We start from the raw sequence: 23415 nt of genomic DNA, 5'->3' as shown, positions 1-23415 counted from the left end.
GAGGCCTCACCGGCATCCGGCGTCTTGTCGGCCCCTGTCGAGCCGGGAAGCTACGAACTGCGTTACGTGCTCAACGAAGGCGAGCGCGTGGCGGCTTCGCAGCGAGTTACCGTTACGCCGGCGAAAGCCACCCTTGCTGCGGCTGGAGCGCCGCTCGTCGGACAGCCGCTACGCGTGGCGTTCACCGGGCCGCGCGGAGCTGGGATTTGGATCGGTTTCGTGCGGACCGGAACGCTCGACTACGTCAGCTATGCGTCGGTGCGGGCAGACGGGGAAGCAGTGGTCGAGGTAACCGCACCGGCCGAGCCGGGCGGTTACGAACTGGTCTTCGTCGTCGGTCAAGCATCGGTCGTGCGTCAGGCGGTTTCGGTTTCGGCGGCGACCCAAGGCGATGGAGGTTCGAAACCTTGACCGATTCAGCAAACAAGCGACTCGCTGCCGTCGCGCGAGGAGTATATGGTGCGTCGGCGCTGGATCCAGCCATGGGCCGTTCCTCCGATCCAATACAGCCAGCGCCCACGACTCAGATCGCGGGGAGGCCTTGCCAGGAGACTGCGCGTGCTCGGTGCAACACGAGGCGGCAACAGTCTCGCAAGGTGCAGCCAACCCAGCCCAACGGCGGGTGACTGCGCGAAGCAACAGACGGATATGGAGAACCCTCACACCGTTGCGGACAGCGCGAAGCACAACGCTGCATCGCCAACTATTGCAGCCCAGGGCGTGATCCTTAAGTTTTCGGCATTGATACAGAATCCACTTGGTGCCTATTCCACTATAGTTTTCCCGCACTGCTATCTGCTTTTAGGCGTGCAGAATCGCCAAAAACTTGGCTATTCGTGCCCAGCGCCCGATCGATCACGATAGGCCTGAAAGCGGACTCTTGGGTCGAAACCCCGAAAAGGGCGCATTAGCGCTCGGCTTGCGCCCGTCCGCTTACATGCGAACGGTGTGATCGAACGGACACGCCTCCATCGGGCGCTAGCGGCTTGACATCCAATATCATGCCATCCAACATACTTTGCATTGCAAGGTATTATGGATGACACAGAGCCATGGCCCCAGACGAACAGGAAAAATGGCAAATCCAGTTGCGTAAGGGCGCGCTCGAGCTGGTGATCCTGGCCAGTCTGCGGGGAGGGGCGGTCTACGGGCTGGCCCTGCTGCGCCACCTTCAGCGATTTCCCACCACAGCCATCACGGAAGGAACGCTGTATCCCCTGCTGGACCGTCTCAAGCGTGACGGGCTGCTGGACGCTAACTGGATGCAGGAAGGCGAGGAGCGTCCGCGCAAATACTACGAGCTCACCGCCAAGGGCAAGCAGAAACTCTCCACGCTCATGCGGGCGTGGCGGCAGTCGGTCACCGACATCGAATCCCTGCTGGCCACCAAGGCCAGCGCAGAACACATCAACAGGGGAGACTGACATGACTTCGCATCACCCGATTCGCCGCTATGTGGACGCACTCGCCCTGCACCTACGAAAGCTGGACAAGGCCGACGCCGCGGAAGTCATTCGAGAGATCGAAAGCCACATTCACGAGGTCATCGAGCAGACCGAGGCACGCGGCGAGGTCCCCGACGTGGATGCGCTGCTGCAAGGCTTCGGCTTGCCGGAGATGCTGGCCGCACAATACGTGGCCCACATCCGCACCGGCGCGCCTCCGCCGGCGGGCTTCCGCGTCGTCCAGCGCGTCACGCAGACGGTGACGCGTGGCCTGTACTACTCCATGGGCGCATTCGGGTATTCCGTCGCCATCGCCTTGCTGCTGCTGGCAGTGGCGAAGCTGTGGCAGCCCTCGCTGGTCGGGGCCTGGTCGATCAACGGTGGCCATTCCGTTGCCATCACCTGGTCCGGATCGCCTTACCAGGATGCGAAGGAAATACTGGGCTACTGGCTGGTGCCAATCGCCCTGCTGGTTTCCACATGGTGTGCCGTGCTGACACACCGGGTCATGCGGATTTTGCAGGTGCTGCGACGCGGGCTGACCTGACCGGAGCACGTTCCCGAGGGCGGCCAATCACCGCTCGCTTCCAACCCTTGCGAACGGTGCGTGGCGGCCTGCGCGGCTGCCCGGCTTCGCTCGCGCCAGAAATGAGAACAGCAAGCATGAAAACCGTGGCGACTTTCGTCGGGCATTTCCTCGTCGTAACGCTGGTATTGGCCGTGATCGCCACCGGCTTCGGCCTGTGGCATGGCGCCGATTTCCACTACGGCCATATCGAAACCGCCTACAAAGCCGGCGACGAAGGTCCGCATGTGTTCCGGCAGGGTGATCACTGGGTATCGCAAACCCTGCGCGGCGACGGCAAGAAGGGCTTCCAGGTGGAAGAAAAACGGCATGCACTGGCCGAGCCTTTCGCGGTGGACGTGGTTTTCCCGGTCGACCAAAGCCGCTTCGCCGTGCAGGCCACGCCGCAGTTCGTCACGCCACCCATCCACTACCGCGGCGACCGGCCTATCCTCGCGATCTCCGACATCGAAGGCAATTTCAGAACCTTCCGTGACTTCCTCATCAATTCCCGGGTAATCGACACGAACTTGAACTGGACCTTCGGCAACGGCCATCTGGTGCTGCTCGGCGACTTCGTTGATCGCGGCGCCTCGGTGACACAGGTCCTGTGGCTGATCTACAAGCTCGAACACGAAGCAGCGCAGGCCGACGGACGCGTGCACTACATTCTGGGCAATCACGAGATCAAGAATCTGCAGGGCAATTACCTGTCCAGCCATAAGAAGTACTTCAACGTCGCCGCGATTCTCGGCCGGCAGCCGTTCGATCTGCTCGGCGATGATGCTTTCCTGGGCAACTGGCTCGCCAGCAAGAACACGATCGAGGTTATCAACGGCATCTTGTTCGTGCATGGCGGCCTGCATCCGGCACTGACCGACAAACCCTGGTCGCTGGAAGACATCAATCGCCTCGTCCGCGACAACTACCGCCGCGCCTGGTATCCGAAGCAACAGGCCAGCAGCGAGGACTTCCTGGTCAATCCCGAGACCGGACCGTCGTGGTATCGCGGCTACTTCAAGGACGACCTGACGCCGGCGCAGGTGGAGAAAACCTTGGCGCGGTTCGGTGCGACGGCAGTCGTCGTCGGTCACACGCTGCACTGGCGCGTAAAGACGCTGTTTGACGGCAAAGTGTTCGCCATCGACGTCAAACACCCTGTCGACCATCGCCACACGCTGCCGCTGCGGCGTTCGGAAGGACTGTGGCTGGAGGGAGGAAAGGCCTGGCGAGTGCTGGATGACGGCCGCCGCCTGACACTGTGAGCCATGCCGTCATGCCGATACGCTGAAAACGACCATCGGCGACGACAAGAAATCTCGACCATCAGCCCGCGATGCCACGAATACCGTCGCCGCTGGACCACACTGCGGAGTCAGCCTGACCTCGCTCCTGCTGCCGCTGGAGAGTCCGTTCCCGAGGATACGATCTTACTCAGTGCGAGTCGGCGGAACCCCCGGAATCAGATAGCGGTCACACCGGCGGAGACCATCAGACTGCTTTCCGACAAGGCCTCCTCGGTGATCGAGTTCAAACTGGCGGGAGGTCCGTGATCGGATGGCAGGCAACGCAACACTGTCGCTACAGCACGCAGTGGGTGGGCAGCACCGCATGGAGGCGCATCTCCTCGGTTGCCAGTTCGCACCGCATCGACACGATACTTACGCGGTGGCATTGACCCTCCAGGGGGTGCAGAGCTTTGACTACCGAGGCAGCGAGCGCCATTCACAGCCCGGTGGCGTGGTAGTGATCCACCCGGACGAGCGACATGATGGCCGCCCGGGTACATGCGACGGCTTTCGCTATCGAGGGATCCACATTGAACCCGGACGCATCCAGCGGATGCTCGGCGGCCGCGAGCTTCCCTTCATTGCCGGGGGCACTTCGACCGATCCACACTTGATTCGGGCGGTGCGAGTATTGCTAGCGGACTATCAGCGGCCATTGGGCGAGCTGGAGTTCGATGACGCGCTCTACGACTTGTCCACTGCACTGAACGCGCTCTCGACGCAACGGCGACAACTCAAGCCATTGGACTATTGCTCGGCTGAGCTGGCGCGCGAATTCCTGGTCGCGCATTGGGACAAGGACGTTACCCTGGCTTGTCTGGAGCAAGTGAGTGGTCGCGACCGCTGGAAGCTGTCGCGCGATTTCCGGGCCTTGTTCGGCACCAGTCCGTATCGCTACCTGCTCATGCGCAGGCTCGAGCAAGCGCGCAATATGCTGGCATCCAACCAGGCGCCGGCCGATATCGCCGTGGCGTGTCGATTTGCGGACCAGAGTCATTTCATCCGTCATTTCCGCAATGCGTTCGGGATGACACCCGGGAAATGGGCAGGTCCGGCCTGAGCAGCGGTCACGCACGATCGTTCTATCCGTGGGCTACAGGCCGGAACTAGAGTTTCGTCTCCCATCAGGAACGATCGATTGTGACCCCCAGCATGCCAGCCCAGCAGTTCTTGTTCGCCACGCAGGCCGAGCGTCATCCGGTACTCGTCTTTGTCGCGCTTACCTTTGCCATCACCTGGACGGTGTGGTTTTGCGTGCCATGGGTGGCCGGAACGGACTGGGCGCTCGGCAAGATCGTCACCGGCTGGGCATTCGGGCCTGCACTGGCCGCGATCATCATGGATCGTTGGCGTGGCACGGGCGCTGCCATCGGCGGGCGGGTTTGGTGGATGCGTTTCGCTGCGGTGTTTGCAGTCGTCATGGTGATCGACGTGTCGATCCTTTTCACGGGGGACGGCGTGAGTGCCGACACGTTCGCAGTCGCCCAGTCCCCGGGGCTGTCGACGGTGGGCATCGTCAGTGCGCTGATTGCAGCGACAATGGCCGGGTTCATCGTAGCCACGGTTGCCGGCAGCCGATCATCGCAACTGTCTTCATTGCTGGAGTGGCGTGTGCCGTTGCGCTGGTGGTTGGCTGCGCTGCTGCTACCACCGGGCTGGATGTTGCTGGGCCTGGCGATCGCGTCGGCGACGGATTCGCCGATCGAATCGATCACCGGCGGACTGCCGCTGCCGGTGTGGATTTTGTTCGTGCTGCGGTCGATCCTCTTCACGCTGCTCGTTGTGGCGGTCGGCGAGGAAGCGGGTTGGCGCGGCTGGATGCTGCCCGAGCTGCAGAAACGCATGAGCCCGGCGCTGAGCACGGTGCTGCTCGGGATCGTGTGGGGGCTCTGGCACTATCCGCTGTTCGTCAATGGCCAGTTCCCCGGCCCCCAGCATTTAGTGTTCGCCAAGGTCGGGGTCTGCGTGTTTCTCGGCATCCTGTTCACATGGCTCTATAACCGCAGCGGTGGAAATCTACTGCTGGCCGTGGTGCTGCATACCGTATTGAACAATGTGGTCCGCGTGATCCCGATTTCCGAGCAGGCAGGGATCGGAATGTTTGCGCTGTTGGTCGTGCTGGTGATCGTCGATCGGATGTGGCGTCGACGTACGCAGACCAACCCGGGGTAGATCAGGATAGGTTTCGGCAAACTTCTAGCGCGGTGTGGCAGCGCGGCACCAGCCCGTACGGCGAGCTATACATGAACCACTCGCGAATATTACAGGTCGGGCGCGTGCCGCAGGCGATGTCGTGGGCGCTGAAGGCGCCCCAGATACGGCAGGCGTTCGGTGTGCCGTTGGCGAGATTGCCGTCGTTGTCGTCGGCGGCGAAGAACATCGTGTACCAGTTGGTCGAGCCGCTGCCATCGACGACCGCCGCCGTGTTGCACTGGCTGCCGGAGACGAGGCGATAGGCGCTATTGGACAGTGTCAGGCTCTTGTACCAGAGCTTGTCCATCTGGGTCCAACCGGCGGCGGCGCCCTAGCGGGTCACGGGCGACTGCGCAAGATCCTAGTTCACCTCGCTCGCGATGTAGTTTTCGCAGTGTCCTTCATAGCCCATCGGGCTGCGATACGGCTGGCTCGCCGTCTTGTGCAGGTACGGGTATGTCTTGCCGTCATGACCGACGTGCTGGTCGCAGTTGATACCGGTGTTGCTGGTAATGGTCGAAGCCTTGGCGATCGTTCGCGTGCCTTGAAGCGAGAAGTCTTTCACGTCGCGATCGACACGAACACCTTCCCGACGATCTCGCTGCAGTTGGCCGCGGTCGGCGTGTGGAAAACCAGCTCGGTGATCACCGACGAGATGAACATCTCGGTGCCGAACCGCATACGCGTCGACCACATCATTGTCGACAAGGTGGTCAATTTCGGCAACGCGTGGGCCGACTGGTGGTATCAGAACCCGCCGGACGCTTCGTTCTCGATTGACATGTCGATAGTGAGCTGAAGACCTGCGACGCGTGCCGCGCCACATTCCGGCGCGGCGCGGCAACATCTCGCGGCAACCAGCTTTACCGCGCCGCACGCGGATGTCAGTGTGCTGAGTCCTACTGTGCCAAGAGATGCTCATGCCACGACGCCTGCTCATCGCCCTGCTGTTCACGACCCTTCCCGCGCTCGCGGCCGAGCCCGTGCGACTGGAACGCGACACGTCAGGCGCCACTGCCGCCGGCACGACCTTCGTCGCGCCGGCCGGCTGGTCGCAGCATCGGCGCGGCGATGCGGTCGTACTCAAAGCACCCGAAGCCGGCTCGTGGATCGCGCTGATCGACGTCGACGCGAAAGACGCATCAGACGCGGCGGCGAAAGCGTGGAGCGCGGTCGATCCCGCCATGCAGCGCGAGCGCACGACGGCGACACCGCTCGGCGACAAGGACGGCTGGCGCGAGCAACGCGTATTTGCCTACGCGACCTCGCCCGACGAGCGTCGCAGCGTCAGCGCGCGCGTCATGCGGTACGGCGAACGCTGGTCGGTTCGCCTCGCCGATCTCGCTCACGCGGTCAGCGGCAAGCGCGAGGCGCAGATCGCACTCGTCTTCGACGAACTGCTGCCGAAGGGCCATGTGCGCGAAACCTTCGCCGGCCGGCGCGCGCACGCGCTTGATGCGGCGCGTCTCGAAGCGCTCGACGCCTTCGTCGCACAGGCGCGCACGACGCTCGACGTGCCCGGCGTTTCGGTCGGTGTGGTGCAGAATGGCAAAGTCGTGTTCGCGCGCGGCTTCGGCGTGCGTGAACACGGCAAGCCGCAGAAAGTCGACGCCGACACGCTGTATCTCATCGCGTCGAACACCAAGTCGCTGACGACGCTGATGCTCGGCAAACTCGTCGACGAAGGCGTGCTGACCTGGGATACATCGGTGCGCAAGGTGCTACCGGCGTTCCGGCTGGCCGATGCCGAGACCGCCGACAAGGTACTCGTGCGGCATCTGTTGTGCGCGTGCACGGGCCTGCCGCGGCACGATCTGGAGTGGATACTCGGCCCGGCTGATGCGACGCCGGCGCTGACGCTCGAGATACTCGGCCGCATGACGCCGACGAGCAAGTTTGGAGAAATGTACCAATACTCCAATCCGATCGCGGCAGCCGCGGGCCTGGTCGGCGGCCATTCGGCGTATCCGTCGCTGGAACTCGGCGCGGCGTACGACCGGGTGATGGCGACGCGCGTGTTCAAGCCGTTGCGCATGACGCGCACGACACTCGACTTTGATCGCGCGACGCGCGGCAACTACGCAAGGCCTTATGCGTTCGATGTCGACGGCAATCTCGCGCCGGTCGCGATGGCGCAGAACACGCCGATCCGCAACGTGCGTCCCGCCGGCGGCGCGTGGAGCAATGTGAACGACCTGTTGCGCTACGTGCAGATGGAACTGGCGCAGGGCATGCTGCCGAACGGCCGGCGCTACATTTCCGCGGGCGCACTCGCGGCGCGGCAGGCCGAGCAGGTGCGTACCGGCAAACACTCGTGGTACGGCATGGGCCTCGACGTGGACGCGCGGTGGGGTACGCCGATGGTGTATCACGGCGGCCGTCTGCGCGGCTATCGCACGAACATGGCGTGGTTTCCCGAGCACGGTGTCGGCGTGGTGGTGCTGACCAATGCCGACAACGGCAACGTGCTGATGGACGCGCTGCCGCGGCGCGTCGCCGAACTCATGTTCGACGGCGAGCCGGAAGCGCAAAGCGCGGTAGAGGCGGCGGCGGAAACCGCGAAGAACGCGTTCGCGGCGAGGCGCCGCACGCTGACGCTGCCGGCCGATGCGGCCGTGGTGGCGACGCTCGCGCCACGCTATCGCAACGAGGTACTCGGCACGATTGCGGTGACGACGCTCGACGACGGCCGCCACGCGTTCGACTTCGGCGCATGGCGCGCACCACTCGCGTCGCGGCGCAATCCCGACGGCAGCACGACCGTCGTCGCGGTGGCGGCGGGCTGGTCGCCGGAGCTGCTCGCGGACACGCGTGACGGCAAGCGGACGCTGACGATTCGGGATCAGCAGCATGAGTATGTTTACGTCGAGGTGGATTGAGGCGATCGGCGGCTGTCCTTTCGCCGACATCCCAACGCAAACTGGGATCTAGCTTCTAACGTCATGCTCTCGCTCTTGCTCGTCTTTCCGGCTGACCCCTGCACCTGTACTGGAGAACCCAATGAGATCTCTAATCTTTGTTGTCGCTTTAATCGCAGCGCCTTTCGCCCAATCGGCGGATCTACCTGTGCTCTCCGCTGAAGAGCTGCACGGGAAGGTGATTGAGGTCACGGATCTTCAGAATAAGGTCATGATGCATGAGTCATCGGTGGCTGATGTCGACAAGCTTTTTTCCCTTTACACCGACAACTTCACCTATATCCATGCTGCGTATGGTGGCACGTACACAAAAGATGAGCTCTACGGCAACACAATCAGGCTCTTGGAGCGAGGCATGTATAACAAGACTGAGCCCCGTTACACTTTGGTCACGACAATTTCCGGCTACAACAGCATTGCTGTACAGCGCCAAGAGACTCATAAAGGGGTCACATCGAGGCATCTTGCGGTGTTTGAGTTCCAAGGCGCCAAAGTGTCAAGAATCACCGAATACTGGAAGTAGTTTGGGGATTGGCAGCTAACTATTCGTTCAAGCCGCTACAACGACCAGATCGCCTCGTCGGTCATCCTGCAGAATACGGTGGACATGATGCGGACCCTACTAAAGCTGCACGAGGAAGGGCACGAGGTGTCGGGTCACGACGTGGCGTTCCTGTCGCCGTACCTCACCAGCTCAATCAAGCGGTTCGGCGACTACCGGCTGGACCTCAAACGCGAACCGAACCCTGGATTCGCGACCGACTGTTCCGCGCCGCGGCCAAGGCGGCACGGTCGAACGTTGCTGCCTGCACACAGGAGCAAGCGAACAGAAAAACAAAGGGAGTATCCACGACGCATAAGGAATCCTTAGAACATCTAACAGAATGAACTGATCGTCGAGATCGTGGCTTTTCTCCTTCCCCTTGAAGGGGAGGGCTTGAAGCTCGTGCCCCAAAAACCTTTCTGGCATTTTGATAGGCGCTCTTAGGCCGTTTCTGGAGGCTTTAGCGCTGACGCGAAGAGCGAGGTTTGATGGGGGCGGACCGTGCGCGTGCCCGATCAAGGCCAGCACATGACGCGCTTTCCCCCGGCGTTGCATTGCGGGAACAGCGGGCGATCAGCGCAGTAACAGCGGCTCCATGCCGTCGGCGAAGAGCGAGGCTTCACGCTGCAGTTCATGCGCACCGATGTCGCAGACGGCGACCCCGTCAGCGTCGCCGTCGGCCGGACGTGTCTCGTCGCGCGCATCGCCGGCCGTGCAGACGAACACCGTGCCCATGGCAGGATCGTCGGGATTGCCGCTATCGATCACCGGACTTCCGGCGAACAGATCGACGACGGGGATGTTGTGCAACGCGCTGCCGGTGGCGCGCAGGCCGCGGATGCGCAGGTCGCCGCCGTTGATGTAGCTGAAGGCGTCGAGGTAGCTGCAACTCGTGTCGGCAATCAGGTTCGAGCCCGTGCCTTGCAGGCCGTTCGGTAGCGAAGACGAGGAACACGCGGCGCTGCCATCGCCGCTGCCCGCGAACAGGTTGTGCGTGGCGGCGTTGATGGTGGTGTTCGCGCCGGTCAGGTTCAGGTGCGCTCCGAGCCCGCTACGTCCGCTGTTCTTCCAGAAGGTGTTGTTGCGCAGATCCATGCGAACGTTGCTCAGGCTCAGCGACGGACCGCTGAGGTTGCCGGCGAAGGTCGTGTTGCTGATGGTGGTGTTCATCGTGTTGGGCACGGTCAGCAGCGTTGCGTACAACGCGGAGCCCTGACCGCTTTCGTTGCGCAGGAACAGGGACTGCCGGACCGTGGTGTTGGTGCGGTCGCGCACGGAAATGGCGCCACCGAAGCTCAGGTTCGCGGTGACCGTCTGTACGGCGCGGTTGTCGATGAACTGGCTGCGCAACACCGTCAGCGTGCCGGAACCCGTGATCACGGCACCGCCCGAAGCACCGGTGTTACCTGTGCTGATTGCTTCGTTGCGCTCGAAGCGTGAGTTTTCGATCCATAAGCTGCGGCGCACGTCCATGGCACCACCCGCGGTCGAACCCGAGGCACGCGCCAGGTTGTCCGCGAACGTGCTGCGGTAGACGAAGGCCCCGCCTTCAGTCGACACCGCGCCGCCGAGCGCGACCCCGTTGGTCGCAATGCTGAGTGCCCGGCAGCCCTGCAGCGTCACCCGGTCCAGCGTAAGGGTCGATGTATCGCTGGTTACGCGCACGCAGCCGCCGCGATCATTGTTGATGAAGCCGTTGCGCACTGTCAGGTCGCGCAGGGTCAGCGAGCTCGACGCTCCGACCTCGAACGGACGCGCGGTGTCGAGCCCGTCCACGACCAGCCCGGGCGAGGCGCTGCCGTCGATCACCAGCGGCGTGGACGTCAGGGTTGGCAGTGGCGAAGCCAGGCCGATCACGCTGTTCGCCGGCAACGCGAAGAGGATCGTGTGCGGCGCTCCCACCGTGGCTTGCGCCTGCATCATGGCGTCGCGCAACGTGCCCGCGCCGCTGGCCAGTGACGAGGTCACGAGGAAGGTCGCGGCATGCGTGGCCGCGCAAGGCATGAAAGCACCCAGCGCGAGAGCCAGGCCGCGGACCCGTGCAAACCGGCGAACCCGAGAATGGGAGCGGGCTCCGACAACGAAAAAACGCATGGGTAATCTCCAGGGGAATGAGCCGGCCCTTACGAGAAGGCGGCAACGATCCGGACATTCCGATGCGCACTCACCGCCACGCGCGCCCGATTGCGCGCTCGATCACACGACGCGCCAGCGCCACAGCCGTGCTGCGGTTGGCCGCGGGATCGTCGGCGACGTTCACCACCAGCGCGACGGTGCTGCCGTCGACCAGCACGTAGAGGGTTGGATCGCCACCGCCCGTTGCCCACGCGGCGGCGTCCCCGAGGCCCTCAATGCGCTCGGCCGGTTCGCGGCGGGCGAACGCATCGGCGAGTTGATGCGCCATGGCTGTGCTTTGCTCGTCGAGATTCCGGCGTTCGGCCTGGCGCGTGACTTGGTCCTTGAGACGCGCCCGGTGCTGCTGGTCCGGCGGATTGAAGTGAAGTGCCGTGAATGCTTCGACATTGCTGCCGGTGCGGATCGGCCCGAGTGAAACCAGGCTCTTTTTCTTCACCCGTGTTCCCGCGTACTCGAACATCCGCCCAGCGTCCCAGCGGTAGCGCAGGCCGTCCGGCCGCGCCGCGTCGGGTGCTACGTCCGGCGGCATACCGGCCAGTTCGGTGATGTCCGCAGCGGGCAGCAACTGATCCAGCCGGCCGCGCCAGTCCGTCAACGACGCTCGCGCCGCGGGCGGGTTTGTTGATGCCGCTGGCGCGGACGGTGGCGGCAGCACGATCGGCAGCGGGGATCCGGCATGTAGAGGTGGGCCGGGCCTGCTGCAGGCCGTGATGAGGACAGTGAGAAACAGGAGGCTGATCGGTCGGCGCATGGACGTTCCGGGTGCAAGCGCGGGCGGTACCGCGGGACCGCCCCTTACGGCACGTCGAGCCGGATCCGGACACGGTCCAGCCTGGCGACATCGGTCGTACGTACACAGTTGCCTGGTCGTGCGGCATCGCCGATGCTCGGGTGTTGGGCGAAGCTGGGGAGACCGTCGCGTGCACGAAGCTGACCGCTGGGCGCTGGTCGAATCGATGTTCGACGCCGCGTGGGAGCTGCCCGAGCCCGAACGGCGCGCCTGGTTACTGGCGCAACCCTACGCCGCAGACGTGCTTGACGAGGTCCTGAGGCTTCTGGCCGCCGCCGGCCGCAGCGATGGGTTCCTGACCACGCAAGATGCGCCTTCCGCCAGCCGGGAATCCTCATCCACGCCCATGCTGCCCGACGAACGCGCGGGCGCGTGGCGGATCGTGCGGGCCATCGGCCGCGGCGGCATGGGCGACGTCTACGAGGTCGAGCGGGCCGACGGCCATTTCGCGCAGCGTGCCGCCCTCAAGCGCATCGCCCGCGCAGGCTCTGGCGACTGGGCCCGCTTCCAGGTCGAGCGCGCTACGCTGGCACGGCTGGAACATCCGGGCATTGCGCGGCTGATCGACGGCGGCCTGCTGCACGACAGCCATCCGTTCATGGTCATGGAGCTGGTCGATGGCTTGCCGATCGACGCCTGGTGCGACCGGCACGGCCTCGACAGTGCCGCGCGCGTTCGCCTGATCGTGCAGGTCTGCGATGCGCTTACCTACGCTCACGGCAAGCTGGTGGTGCACCGTGACCTCAAGCCGTCCAACGTGCTGGTCGACGAGAACGGTCGCGCGCGCCTGATCGATTTCGGCGTGGTGCACCTGGCGGACGCCGCCGAACCGCCTCACGCTGCCGTACCCCTGTCACTGGCCTACGCCGCGCCCGAGCAGATCGAAGGAGCGCCCGTCTCCACAGCGACGGACGTTTACGGCGTCGCGGCCACGCTCTACCGCCTCATCGCCGGACGGCCGCCGCGCGACCTGACTGGCTTGCCCGGTTCCGTAGCCATCGTGAAGGCCTTGGAGGCGCCACCCGCACCGCTTGCGGCATTGCCCCTCTCCACGCCGTCATACAGCGCCGCACGCGCGCTGCTGGCCGATCTCGATGCGATCCTCTTCAAGGCGCTTGCCCCCGAGGCGGCGGCACGCTACGCGACGGTATCAGCCTTCAGCGACGACCTTCAGCATGCACTGGACCGTGGCGAGGTCGCTGCGCGCCGCCACGAGCCCAGGCACCGCCTGCGCCGCACGCTGTGGCGTCTCAAGTGGCCCCTGGCGGCCACCGCCGCCATCGGCGCAAGCCTGGCCATCGGTCTGGGTCTGAGCCTGCGTTACGCCAATCAAGCGGCGCACGAACGGGACCAGGCCCGGCGCGAACAGGCGCGCCTGGAGGCCGTGCAGCAGTCGGTGTTCCATATGTTTCGAAGCGCCGGCGAACTCAAGGGCGGCTCGGCCACGGCGGCAGACGTGCTCGAAGGCGCGGCCCAACGCATTGAGGACGAGTTTGCGCGCGACCCGGCCCAGGCTGCCCCGATCCTGCATGCGCTGGGCGAACTCTACTTCCTGATCACCGACTACGAGGCCGCGCAGCCGCTGCTGCAGCGGCTAGCTGCAGCCGACCCGGCGGTGATCGATCCGGCGTTGATCGCAGCCGCACGCTACGATCTGGCGCAGGTGCTCTACCGGCGCAGCGATGCCGTGGGTGCGCGACCGCTCCTCGCACAGGCGCAACAGTTCTGGGCCAACGATCCGGCGCGCTGGGAAAGCCGCACGATCGACAGCCGGCTGCTGCAGGCGCAGCTGACGCGCAGCGCCGGTGACCACGCTGCAGCGGTAGAACTGCTGCAAGGCGCGCTCGCGCGCCGCATCGAACTGAGCGGCCCGCACCACCGCGAAACCGGCATCTTCCACAACAACCTCGGCGTCGCGCGGTTCTCCAACGGCCAGATCGAAGCGGCGCGCGCATCGTTCCGCGCCGCCACCGAAGTGTGGCGTGTGGCCGGACTGGCGCAATCGCCCGATGCGCTCAACACCCTGAACAACTGGGGGTCGCTGGAGCTGGCTTCCGGCAACCTGGAGACAGCGGAACCGCTGCTGCGCGAAGCCGTCGCGCTACGCCGGCGGCTCTATGGCCCTTCGGCAGCCACCGCGGCCCTGCTCAACAACTACGGCAAGCTGCTGTTGCAGCAGTCGCGTCCGGACGCCGCCCTGCCCGTGCTGCAGGACGCCGCTGCGATGGGCGCGCAGTTCGCCGGTCACGGCAGCCTGCACCACGTCGCCGCGCTGGCGGCCACGGCCGAAGCCCATCTCGACCTCGGACACCGCGAGGCCGGCGCCAAGGACGCCACGACGGCCCTGGACGCAGCGTTGGCCACGCTGGGGCCGGACCATGTGGGCACGGCGCTGGCCAGCCTGACCGTGGCGCGCCTGCACCTGGACCAACAGCGCCCGCGCGAGGCCGCTGCGCTGCTCGACGAGGCGGAGCGAATCGCGGCTGCCTCGGGACCTTCAGGCGCGCGGCTGATCGCCCAGGCCGCGGCGCTCAGGTCGCGGCTGGCTCCGGCAGATCCCCGTGCTCCCCCAGTTGCTGATACAGCCAAGCCCTCGCCTTGATCCAATCGCGGCGCACAGTCCGGTCGGTGATGCCAAGCACCCGTGCTGTGTCGGTTTCCGAATAACCCGCGAAGAACCGGCACTCGATGACGCGCGTCAAGCGTGAGTTGAGCGCACTCAGGCGCTGCAACGCTTCGTCCAACTCCACCAGCCGCTCGTCAGAGGTCCAAAACGGTTCGGTCCCGATCGTCTCCAGGGATTCCAACCCGCCGCCCCCGTGCTTGACCGCAAGCTTCTGGCGAGCGTGGTCGACCAGAGCCTGGCGCATGGCCAACGCCGCCGCGCGCAGGAAATGCAGTTCGCCCTGCCAGCCCTCGCTGCGGCGCAGCTTGAGGTAGGCCTCGTGGACCAGCGCCGTGGTACAGAGAGTCTCACCGGCCCGCACGCGGCGGCGCTCGTGGCTTGCTCGTTTACGCAGGTCGTCCAGCAGCAGTGGTACCAGGGTTTCCGCCGTGCGGGACACGGCCATCGTATCCTCCGGTACTTCGTCGCTTTTCCGCATCCCTGTCTCCGCCTGTGTCTTGCAGCGACCTTAGCAGATGCCGCAGAAACGATAGTCGCTGCACCATGCGTCTAGCCCGCGCCGATCACCTTGTCCTCGGGGCCTCTGACGCGGACGGTTCTTGTCCAGGATGCCAACCAGGATCAAGCCGCAGGCAACGATACGGACCACGTAGACCTGTTTTTTGAAGGCCATCGCATAAACGCTTTTTTGAACACCTTCATGTCGTTGTCGGCTGCAATGCTGCCCAAGTCGCGGAAGACCAGCGACTCCGAACGGTTTAACAGGGCTTCGGCGATTTTCATGACAACGTTCCAGGACACAAGGATTGTCCAACCACCACTTTTTCCGTTGAGCACCTCGTCGACATCAGCGGGCTGCACGGCAACTGGCGCCTCCAGAACAAATCCTTGATTCGGTAGAGAGCATTCTTCCACTTGCTTCCATGAGGCGGGATATAGCCAAGATGGGCTACACGGACAATTTCTTTTTTTAATTTTCTCCATTGTTTTTTGTTCGCATTTCTTTGGTTCCCGCAATCTTCGTGAAATGCATCCCCCAGGATTGCAGCACTCGATCTTCAAGCCTTGTTACCATGTGGCCGCTTGATCCCTTCAGTGAAGCAGCTACTGCCCCCGCAGGGTAGGATGAATTGTCGTGGTTTTGCCGAATATGCCAAGCAAGCATGTCTGCTGCCTGCAACGGCAGAAAAAACTTGTCATCTCCAAAAGTCGGAATGGCGGAGATGAGCTTTCGTGCATCTGAGGGCAGACTCTTCACCCTGTAATCGAAGAACAACTGAAAGTCGCTTGCGACGCCATCTTGCTGGTCGAAGACAAACTCGATCGGTGAGGTCCATCCTTGTGACGCTGCATATCGGGCAATGCCGGCAACAACCCCAAAACTGCAGGCGAAATGAGGATTTGCTAGGTCACGAGGAGCAGTCTGCTGTACGAAGTGACGGAAGGACCGGCGACTACAGGAACCTCGAACGAAATCGTCGACGTAAGCCCGAAGGATGGTCATCGTTCGCCTCATGAACTGGTCTTTGTCGCGGGAAAAGCTTGCGCGGCAAAGTGAGTTGGTGCGGGCGGGGGGACTCGAACCCCCATAGGACAAGCCTGACGGATTTTCATACCAGCTACGGCTTTCGCCGCCGCCCGCGAAGGCGTTTGTGGTCTGGACTATCCCTTCACCGTAGCTCTCGCCGTAGGTGCTGCCCGTCTAGTCTCTACACCTTCCCGTCTCCGGGCTTGGCTCGGGATTGCCAGTTGAAAGGTTTCCCCGACTTTGAGCAGTTCTGCACCCGGGGTTTCCCACCGGGGCACTCAAGTTGATTCAAGTCCGTTGCGTCTACCGATTTCGCCACGCCCGCGCTACCAACCGGCGGCACTATAGCACCAGGAATTCGCCTGCCAAGCGGCAAGAATGCCAGGCATTCCGACGCTTGATCGCCTTGTTGGCCGCAGCCTTGCTGGCCGGTTTCGGCTTGCGCACATTGATCGCTGCCGCATCGAGCGTGTTCTTGATGTACGCCGCGTAGTGCTTCTCGATCATCTCGACGCCGGCACGGCATTTCTTCGCAATCTGGTAAATGTCCGCACCTTCCATCAGTCGCATGCCGATGCAGGTGTGGCGCAGGCTGTACGCAGGACAACGCTGCGATCAGCACTTACTTCTGTAATTGGGCCGTCGCCGAAGAAAGGGAGCAGTGATTCTTTACGTGTCGCCCTTTGTCGGCGACGTAGGCAGCGTTGCGCTCACCTTCGGTGATGATGCCGTACTCAGTAAGGAATGCTTCGGCGGCATCGCGGAAGGTGGGGCCGGATGGCGTTCGCCAGCGTAGCGAGGCATGTACCACTCGCGAGCGAACTCTTGAGCAACAGCAAGGTTGGATTCTTTCATGCTGACGCGGTAGTTGCGTCTGCCCAGGCATCGGGGCTGCGCGGCCAACGCATGTGCGAATCGCGCGCAACAAAAAAGCCCCGCACTGCGGAGCTTTTTGCGAATCTGGAGCGGGAAACGAGACTCGAACTCGCGACCCCGACCTTGGCAAGGTCGTGCTCTACCAACTGAGCTATTCCCGCATTGTCTGTATTGCCGAAAACTGGAGGCCTGGGTCGGAATCGAACCGGCGTACACGGCTTTGCAGGCCGCTGCATGACCACTCTGCCACCAGGCCAGTTTTCGTATCCGGGCCATCGCTGCACATCGCAGCGTCTCCCGAAAAAACAAAACCTCGGCTTACCGAGGTTTTGTGGAAATCGTGGAGCGGGAAACGAGACTCGAACTCGCGACCCCGACCTTGGCAAGGTCGTGCTCTACCAACTGAGCTATTCCCGCACCGGAGACCGCGCATTCTAGGGAATTACGAATCGATGTCAACACTTGGCAGCGAAGTTTGTCGCACAGCCCGGCGCTGGCGAACCGCAGACCCGCCTGCCATGGCCAGGGCGCGGCACTGACAGGCGCTGCAGCCGCTATTCCCGCTCGCGCAGCACCGGCCATGCCGCACGTACGTAGATCAGCGCCGACCAGATCGTCAGCGCCGCAGCTGCAACCAGCAGGTATTCGCCGATGCGGTACAGGCGCAATTCGGCGAAGTCGTGCTGATGCAGCAGAACGACCAGGGCCACCATCTGCACGATGGTCTTGATCTTGCCCAGGGTGGCAACACCGACGCGGGCGCGCTGGCCGATTTCGGCCATCCATTCGCGCAGTGCCGAGATGCTGATTTCGCGGCCGACGATGACGGCACTGGTCACCGCCAGCATCGGCGTGGGATTGCGCTCGACCAGCAGGAACAGGGTGACTGCCACCATGAGCTTGTCGGCGACCGGGTCGAGAAAGGCGCCGAAGGCCGAGGTCATGCCGTAGCGCCGTGCAATCCAGCCGTCCAGCCAATCGGTCAGCGCCGCGGCAATGAAGATCGCTGCCGCAGCCAGGTTGGCACCACGGAACGGCAGATAGAACACGACCACCATCACAGGCAGCAGCAGGATGCGGAACAGCGTCAGCATCGTCGGCAGGGTCAAGCGGATCGGTCGCACCAGGCTTCCTTGATGGCGGGGTGACTGTGGCAGAACAGACAAGGCGTGGAGCGGCTTGGAGTGTGACATGGCCGTCCCGGCCTAACCATGAAACCGGGCGTAGATACGCTCGGCAAGATCCTTGCTGACTCCCTTCACCTGCATGAGTTCCTCCACACCCGCATTGGCAATGCCGGCAATGCCGCCGAACTGCTTGAGCAGGGCCGAGCGCCGCCGCGCACCGACGCCGGGAATCTCTTCCAGGCTGGACTCCTTGCGCGCTTTTTCGCGCCGCTGCCGGTGGCCGGTGATGGCAAAGCGGTGGGCCTCGTCGCGAATGGACTGGATCAGGTGGGAAGCCGGCGAATCCGGACCTGGCCATACGCTGCGGCCGGTATTGCCCAGTATCAAGGTCTCGTGGCCGGCGCGGCGCTCCGGCCCCTTGGCCACACCGACTACCTCGACGCCGCTGACGCCAAGCTCGCTCAGCACGTCCAATGCCTGCGCCACCTGCCCCTTGCCGCCGTCGATCAGCAAGATGTCGGGCAGCAACCCTTCGCCTGCGCTCAGGCGCTTGTAGCGCCGTTCCAGCGCCTGGTGCATGGCGGCGTAGTCGTCGCCGCCGACGATGCCGCTGATATTGAAGCGGCGGTAATGCGATTTCTCTGCGCCTTCGAGACCGAACACCACGCAGGAAGCGACCGTTGCCTCACCCATGGTGTGGCTGATGTCGAAACATTCGATGCGGCTGGGCAGCTGCTCTCGCTGCAGCAATACGCGCAAGGCCTCGAAACGATCGCGCACGGTCTGCCGGCTGGCCAGGCGCGAAGCCAGTGCCGCGCTGGCGTTCTTCTGCGCCAGTTCGAGGAAGCGCGCGCGCTCGGCACGCACGCTGCTCTTGATCTCCACTTTATGTCCGGCCTGGGTGGCCAGCGCCTCGGCCAGCAGCGGCATTTCCTCGCCGGCCGCGCTGACGATGATTTCCTCCGGTACCGGCCGGTCGAGGTAATACTGCGCGACGAACGCCGCCAGCAGGTCGGTCTCGCTCGCATCCAGCGACAGCCGCGGGAAGAAATCGCGCGAGCCCAGGCTGATGCCGTTGCGGAAGAACAGCACCGAGACGCAGGCCAGGCCGTTGTCGATACGGCAGCCGAGCACATCCATATCGGCGCTGGCGCCGTGCACGTAGTGGCGTGCCTGCAATTGCTTGAGCGTGCCGACCTGGTCGCGCAAGGCCGCTGCCCGCTCGAACTCCAGCGCGCGGCTGGCCTGTTCCATGCGTGCAACCAGTTCGTCGATCACCTGCGTGCTCTTGCCTTCGAGGAACATCGCCGCGTGGCGTACGCTGGCGGCATAGTCGGATTCCTCGATCAGGCCTACGCAGGGCGCGCTGCAGCGCTTGATCTGGTACTGCAGGCAGGGCCGCGAACGGTTGCGGAAATAGCTGTCCTCGCACTGGCGCACCAGGAACAGCTTCTGCATCAGACCGAGGCTTTCGCGCACCGCATAACCGCTGGGATACGGGCCGAAATAGCGCCCCTTCTCGTTCTTGGCGCCGCGGTGGAAGCTCATGCGAGGCGCATCGCTGCCGGCGGAGATAAAAATATACGGATAGCTTTTGTCGTCGCGCAGCAAGATGTTGTAGCGCGGCTTGAGCGACTTGATCAGCTGCGCTTCGAGAATCAGCGCCTCGCCTTCGGTGCGCGTCAGCGTGGTTTCCATGCGCGCAATCTGGCTGATCATGGCCATGATGCGCGGCTCCAGCCGCGGCTTGAGGAAATAGCTGCCGACGCGCTTCTTCAGGTCGCGCGCCTTGCCCACGTACAGCAGCTCGCCGCGCCCGTCGAACATGCGATAGACGCCGGGCGAGCTGGTCAGGTGACGGACGAAGTCCTTGCCGTCGAAGGGGCTGGGCGTAGCGTGGCTGGAATCCATGAACTCGGAACGTGCGGGGCAGAACCGGAGTTATAGCGCTGCGGCGGCAGAATCAAGTGCCGCGCGGCTATTCCGGCCTATTCGCCGACCGCAATGCGCTGGCAGCTGCCGCTGTTGGCCAGGTCGACGCGCACGATCTCGTGCGCATTGGTATTGGCGATCCACAGCGCGTTCTGGCTCAGGCTGACGCCTTCGGGCTCGTGGAAGCGGTACGGCAGGCTGAAGCTGCGCGTCTCGCCGCTCTTGAGGTTGATCGCCTTGAGCTTGCTGTTGTAGCTGTCGGCGACGAAGACCAGGCCGCGCGGATCGGTGGCCACGCCCTGGGGATGCTGCAGGCGTGCGGTGTCGCGGCTGCCCTGGGCATCGCCGAACTCCCAGGGACCGGCACCGATCACCGTGGTGACCTTGCGGTCGGCCAGGCGAATCGCCCGGATCGCCCCGGCACCCGCATCGGCCACGACCAGGGCCTGACCGAGGCTGGCCAGCCCGGCCGGCTGGGCAAAGCTGGCATAGGCACCGGCACCGTCGTCGATGCCGAAGCGGCCTGAACCGGCGAGTATGTCCAGCGTGCGCCGGGTGAGTTCCAGATCCCAGATCTGGTGCTGTCCGGCCAGGCTGAAATACAGATGCTCGTTAAGCAGCACCAGGTCGACCGGTGCGCACAGGCCGACGGCGGTCGGGTCGGGGTGCAGGTTGGGCCGGTCGCGCCCGGCCTTGCCGGTGCCGGCGACGGTTTCCACCTCGCCCGACAACAGGCGTACGCGGCGGATGGCATGGTTGCCGGTATCGGCGATATAGAGACTGTCCTTGCCCAGCGCCAGGCCCTGCGGCGAGGACAGGCCGCAATCGATCAGGCGGCCGTCCCAGTAGCCCGCATTGCCGGCACCGAACTGGCGCTGGATGCGCCCGTCCAGCGTGGTTTCCAGCACGCGGTGATGGCCGGTATCGGCGATGTACAAATGATCGGCCGTGGCGACCACGCGCGCGGGAAATGCCAGCGGCAGGCGCGGTTCGGGCCGGCCGACCGCCGGCCAGGCTTCGTAGACCCGCGTGTCCTGGGCGATGGCGTCGTCGAGCAGGCCGGTGATGCGCCGGTCGATTTCCTGGCGCTGGCCTTCGCCGGTGAAGATCGCCACGGCGTGGCCCTGGGTGTCGAGCAGGACTACGCTGGGCCATGCCTGCACACCGAAACGCTGCCACAGCAGGTAATTCGGATCACTGGCCACCGGATGGCGCAGCTGGTGGCGGTTGACTGCCTTGAGCACCGCCGCGGCCGTACGCTGGCCGCTGTAGCGCGGCGTGTGCACGCCGACGATGCACAGGCCGTCGTGATAGCGATTTTCCAGCCAGGCCAGGTCGGCCAGCAGGTTGACGCAATGGACGCTGTCGTAGGTCCAGAAATACAGCAGGGTCACGCGCCCGCGCAGACTCTCTGCGCTGGGCACCTGGATGGTATTGACCCATTCCAGCCCAGCCGGGAACTCGAAGGTCTCAACGTGCTGTGCCATGGATCAAGCCTCGGTTGCGTATGCCGGCGGATTATTCCCGATCCGGCCCGACAAAGGGTCAATCTTGGTCACAGGCCTGCGCAACTTGCTGCGACGGTCGGGTAGGTTGGGGTCAGCCGCCAGGCGCACCTCAACATCTAGGCGCATCACGCACGAAAAGCCCATGACGACACCTGTTCGCGATCCGGGCGCTCCTTCGGCACGGGATCTTTGATTGGGATCAACCTCGATGCTGGGGTGCACCTGTGGCCTACCCCGACCTACGATTTTTCTACGGTTTACCGCGGGTGATGAGGCGGCGGGCGAAATCTTCGGCCAGGTCGATCACCTGGTCGAAGCCGGCCTGCTTGCCGTAGTACGGATCGGGAATTTCCTGCGGTGCGGTTATGCCGGCGAACGGCAGCGCCAGGGTGGCCTGCGCCGTTGCCGCGGCGGGACGGCGCTGTTCGATCTCGGCCAGGTTGCTGCGGTCGGCGGCGAGCAGCCAGTCGAAATCGCGATAGTCGGTTGCAGCCAGCTGGCGCGCGCGATGGCTTTCCAGGCTGTAGCCGCGGCGCAGGGCCGACGCGCAGCTGCGCGGGTCGGCACCGTCGCCTGCATGCCAGCCGCCGGTGCCGACCGAGGCCACTTGCCAGTCCAGCCGGCTGCGCTGTAGCTGCTGGCGCAGCACTGCCTCGAATACGGGTGAACGGCAAATATTGCCAAGGCACACAAATAAAATTTTCATCCGCGCGCCAGCAGTGCGTTCACGCGGGCCAGGTCGTGCGGCGTATCCACGCCAGCGGGAAACGCTTCCGGTGCCAGGCGCACGGCAATGCGATAGCCGTGTTCCAGCACGCGCAGCTGCTCCAGCGATTCGGCCGTTTCCAGCGGCGTGCGCGCCAGGCTGCTGTAGCGGCGCAGGAAGCCGGCACGGTAGGCATAGATGCCGATATGGCGCAGGAACGGCACCGCAGCCGGCAGCTGCGTACGAGAAACAGCGAAGTCGTCGCGTGCCCAGGGCATGGGAGCGCGGCTGAAATACAAGGCCAGTTCACCTGCTGAGACCACTTTTACACAATTAGGATCGAACAGTTCTTCGGCGCTGGCGATGGCCGTGGCCAGGGTGGCCATGGGCGCATCGTTGGCCACCAGCGCCTCGGCCACCGCACGGATACCGCTGGGCGGCGCCATCGGCTCGTCGCCCTGCAGGTTCACGACGACGGTATCGTCGCTCCAGCCACGCTGTTCCACGCATTCGGCCAGGCGGTCGCTGCCCGAAACATGGTCGGCGCGCGTCATGCAGACCGTTACCGGCTGCGCCGCCAGCGCCAGGGCGATGCGTTCGTCGTCGGTCGCCACCACCACCTCCCGCGCACCGGCGGCAAACGCGCGCCGTGCGACATGGACGATCATGGGCTCGCCGGCAATCAGGCTCAGCGGCTTGCCCGGCAGCCGGGTGGATGCGTAGCGGGCAGGAATGGCGACGACGAATTCGGGCATGGCGGGCGCAATCGTGAGGACAGGCGAGGATTGTAGGTGAGGCCCGGCGCGAGATGCGCACACCGCCGGGCCAGCCAGAGCGCCGGGCGCAGCGGCGGCGCCTGCACTTGTCGTTCATGCGTGATCGGCTAGCTATGGCAGCACTGCCAATGGGAGTACCGCATGCATCGATCCGCCCTGCTCTGCCTGCTCGCCGTCGCCACGCCGGCCCTGGCCAGTGCGCCCGACGCCTGGGACCAGCACTACCGCCAGGTCGTCACCAGCTGCCTCAAGGCAAGCCAGCTGGAGAAGCCGCGCAGCGAAGGCCGCCTGATGCTGTTCTCCGACGAGGTCGGCACTGCCCTGCTCATCCGCGGCAAGCAAGGCAGGAAAAAGGACGAATTGAAATTGTGCATCGTTCGCCGCGGCAGCGGAAAAGTCGAAATCCAGTCGGTCAACGATGGCGTCGACCCGGCGCCCTACAGCAAGTAAGGCGCA

At 64.2% G+C, this 23415-nt stretch carries 24 protein-coding genes, 3 tRNA genes and 1 pseudogene; 12 read left to right on the top strand and 16 right to left on the bottom strand.

Annotated elements, in window-relative coordinates:
• The first annotated feature begins 24 nt into the window (after positions 1-24).
• From DFR29_RS11465 to DFR29_RS11440, 6 genes are all read left to right on the top strand, one after another.
• Positions 25-411, top strand: a complete 387-nt coding sequence (locus tag DFR29_RS11465; RefSeq protein ID WP_166654037.1) for a hypothetical protein — start codon at positions 25-27, stop codon at positions 409-411.
• A 641-nt stretch (positions 412-1052) separates the two neighbouring features.
• Positions 1053-1424 carry a PadR family transcriptional regulator gene (locus DFR29_RS11460; RefSeq protein WP_133818734.1) on the top strand — a complete coding sequence of 124 codons (372 nt, stop codon included), beginning with the start codon at positions 1053-1055 and terminating at the stop codon, positions 1422-1424.
• Position 1425: 1 nt separating this feature from the next.
• Positions 1426-1992, top strand: coding sequence for an HAAS signaling domain-containing protein (locus DFR29_RS11455; protein WP_133818733.1), 567 nt, complete (start codon positions 1426-1428; stop codon positions 1990-1992).
• A gap of 116 nt (positions 1993-2108) precedes the next feature.
• Complete coding sequence (locus DFR29_RS11450; RefSeq protein WP_166654036.1) at positions 2109-3275, top strand: metallophosphoesterase; 1167 nt, start codon at positions 2109-2111, stop codon at positions 3273-3275.
• A 346-nt stretch (positions 3276-3621) separates the two neighbouring features.
• A complete protein-coding gene (locus DFR29_RS11445; RefSeq protein ID WP_208113578.1) occupies positions 3622-4359 on the top strand; it encodes a helix-turn-helix transcriptional regulator in 738 nt (245 codons plus the stop codon).
• An 80-nt stretch (positions 4360-4439) separates the two neighbouring features.
• Positions 4440-5471: a CPBP family intramembrane glutamic endopeptidase gene (locus tag DFR29_RS11440; protein ID WP_133818730.1), complete on the top strand. Its 1032-nt coding sequence runs from the start codon at positions 4440-4442 to the stop codon at positions 5469-5471.
• A gap of 1 nt (position 5472) precedes the next feature.
• Here DFR29_RS11440 and DFR29_RS11435 read toward each other — a convergent pair whose 3' ends face one another.
• Positions 5473-5799 (bottom strand): hypothetical protein, encoded by a 327-nt coding sequence (locus tag DFR29_RS11435; RefSeq protein WP_133818729.1) that lies wholly within the window; start codon positions 5797-5799, stop codon positions 5473-5475.
• A 162-nt stretch (positions 5800-5961) separates the two neighbouring features.
• Here DFR29_RS11435 and DFR29_RS11430 point away from each other — a divergent pair, with 162 nt between their 5' ends.
• Positions 5962-6291: a hypothetical protein gene (locus DFR29_RS11430; protein ID WP_133818728.1), complete on the top strand. Its 330-nt coding sequence runs from the start codon at positions 5962-5964 to the stop codon at positions 6289-6291.
• Positions 6292-6634: 343 nt separating this feature from the next.
• On the opposite strand, the gene DFR29_RS30025 is transcribed toward DFR29_RS11430, so the two are convergent.
• A complete protein-coding gene (locus tag DFR29_RS30025) occupies positions 6635-6907 on the bottom strand; it encodes a hypothetical protein (protein WP_243746022.1) in 273 nt (90 codons plus the stop codon).
• Here DFR29_RS30025 and DFR29_RS11425 point away from each other — a divergent pair, their 5' ends adjacent.
• The 3 genes and pseudogenes from DFR29_RS11425 to DFR29_RS11415 all read left to right on the top strand — a co-directional run.
• Positions 6908-8371 carry a serine hydrolase domain-containing protein gene (locus DFR29_RS11425; protein WP_243746021.1) on the top strand — a complete coding sequence of 488 codons (1464 nt, stop codon included), beginning with the start codon at positions 6908-6910 and terminating at the stop codon, positions 8369-8371.
• 121 nt (positions 8372-8492) lie between these two features.
• A complete protein-coding gene (locus DFR29_RS11420) occupies positions 8493-8933 on the top strand; it encodes a nuclear transport factor 2-like protein (RefSeq protein WP_133818726.1) in 441 nt (146 codons plus the stop codon).
• A 33-nt stretch (positions 8934-8966) separates the two neighbouring features.
• Positions 8967-9298, top strand: a pseudogene (locus tag DFR29_RS11415) (Tn3 family transposase); the annotation flags it as partial.
• 229 nt (positions 9299-9527) lie between these two features.
• On the opposite strand, the gene DFR29_RS11410 reads toward DFR29_RS11415, so the two are convergent.
• Together DFR29_RS11410 and DFR29_RS11405 are read right to left on the bottom strand one after the other, a co-directional pair.
• Positions 9528-10958 (bottom strand): choice-of-anchor Q domain-containing protein, encoded by a 1431-nt coding sequence (locus DFR29_RS11410; RefSeq protein ID WP_133818725.1) that lies wholly within the window; start codon positions 10956-10958, stop codon positions 9528-9530.
• A 160-nt stretch (positions 10959-11118) separates the two neighbouring features.
• On the bottom strand, positions 11119-11841 hold the full coding sequence (locus tag DFR29_RS11405; RefSeq protein WP_166654035.1) for a hypothetical protein: 723 nt from the start codon (positions 11839-11841) through the stop codon (positions 11119-11121).
• A gap of 169 nt (positions 11842-12010) precedes the next feature.
• Between DFR29_RS11405 and DFR29_RS11400 the strand changes: the two genes are divergently transcribed.
• Positions 12011-14482 (top strand): serine/threonine-protein kinase, encoded by a 2472-nt coding sequence (locus DFR29_RS11400; RefSeq protein WP_166654034.1) that lies wholly within the window; start codon positions 12011-12013, stop codon positions 14480-14482.
• On the opposite strand, the gene DFR29_RS11395 is transcribed toward DFR29_RS11400, so the two are convergent.
• The 12 genes from DFR29_RS11395 to kdsB form a co-directional block, all read right to left on the bottom strand.
• Positions 14412-14984: an ECF-type sigma factor gene (locus DFR29_RS11395; protein WP_133818722.1), complete on the bottom strand. Its 573-nt coding sequence runs from the start codon at positions 14982-14984 to the stop codon at positions 14412-14414. The genes DFR29_RS11400 and DFR29_RS11395 overlap by 71 nt on opposite strands.
• A 143-nt stretch (positions 14985-15127) precedes the next feature.
• On the bottom strand, positions 15128-15289 hold the full coding sequence (locus DFR29_RS29130) for a hypothetical protein (protein ID WP_166654033.1): 162 nt from the start codon (positions 15287-15289) through the stop codon (positions 15128-15130).
• Positions 15290-15476: 187 nt separating this feature from the next.
• A complete protein-coding gene (locus DFR29_RS11390; protein ID WP_133818721.1) occupies positions 15477-16010 on the bottom strand; it encodes a hypothetical protein in 534 nt (177 codons plus the stop codon).
• Positions 16011-16376: 366 nt separating this feature from the next.
• Positions 16377-16595, bottom strand: a complete 219-nt coding sequence (locus tag DFR29_RS29645) for a hypothetical protein (protein ID WP_208113577.1) — start codon at positions 16593-16595, stop codon at positions 16377-16379.
• A gap of 400 nt (positions 16596-16995) precedes the next feature.
• Positions 16996-17071 (bottom strand) — tRNA-Gly (locus tag DFR29_RS11375).
• A gap of 21 nt (positions 17072-17092) precedes the next feature.
• Positions 17093-17166: transfer RNA gene (locus DFR29_RS11370), tRNA-Cys, on the bottom strand.
• 85 nt (positions 17167-17251) lie between these two features.
• A tRNA-Gly gene (locus DFR29_RS11365) sits at positions 17252-17327 on the bottom strand.
• A gap of 137 nt (positions 17328-17464) precedes the next feature.
• Positions 17465-18025, bottom strand: a complete 561-nt coding sequence (gene pgsA, locus DFR29_RS11360; RefSeq protein ID WP_133818909.1) for a CDP-diacylglycerol--glycerol-3-phosphate 3-phosphatidyltransferase — start codon at positions 18023-18025, stop codon at positions 17465-17467.
• A 90-nt stretch (positions 18026-18115) separates the two neighbouring features.
• Positions 18116-19948, bottom strand: a complete 1833-nt coding sequence (gene uvrC, locus DFR29_RS11355) for an excinuclease ABC subunit UvrC (RefSeq protein ID WP_133818720.1) — start codon at positions 19946-19948, stop codon at positions 18116-18118.
• A 77-nt stretch (positions 19949-20025) separates the two neighbouring features.
• Positions 20026-21456, bottom strand: a complete 1431-nt coding sequence (locus DFR29_RS11350; protein WP_133818719.1) for a thioredoxin-like domain-containing protein — start codon at positions 21454-21456, stop codon at positions 20026-20028.
• Between the two features lie 271 nt (positions 21457-21727).
• Positions 21728-22183 carry a low molecular weight protein-tyrosine-phosphatase gene (locus DFR29_RS11345; protein WP_133818718.1) on the bottom strand — a complete coding sequence of 152 codons (456 nt, stop codon included), beginning with the start codon at positions 22181-22183 and terminating at the stop codon, positions 21728-21730.
• Positions 22180-22938, bottom strand: a complete 759-nt coding sequence (gene kdsB / locus DFR29_RS11340) for a 3-deoxy-manno-octulosonate cytidylyltransferase (RefSeq protein ID WP_208113576.1) — start codon at positions 22936-22938, stop codon at positions 22180-22182. The genes DFR29_RS11345 and kdsB overlap by 4 nt, the downstream gene beginning before the upstream one ends.
• Positions 22939-23100: 162 nt before the next feature.
• On the opposite strand from kdsB, the gene DFR29_RS11335 reads away from it, so the two are divergent.
• Entirely contained in the window at positions 23101-23409 is a 309-nt protein-coding gene (locus tag DFR29_RS11335; protein WP_133818717.1) for a hypothetical protein, read from the top strand.
• Positions 23410-23415 lie beyond the last annotated feature (6 nt).

It is taken from the genome of Tahibacter aquaticus, assembly GCF_004363655.1.
In the GTDB taxonomy this organism is placed as follows: Bacteria; Pseudomonadota; Gammaproteobacteria; order Xanthomonadales; family Rhodanobacteraceae; genus Tahibacter; species Tahibacter aquaticus.
Note: the sequence above shows the minus strand (reverse complement) of the source record. Positions and strands in the feature narration are given on the sequence as shown.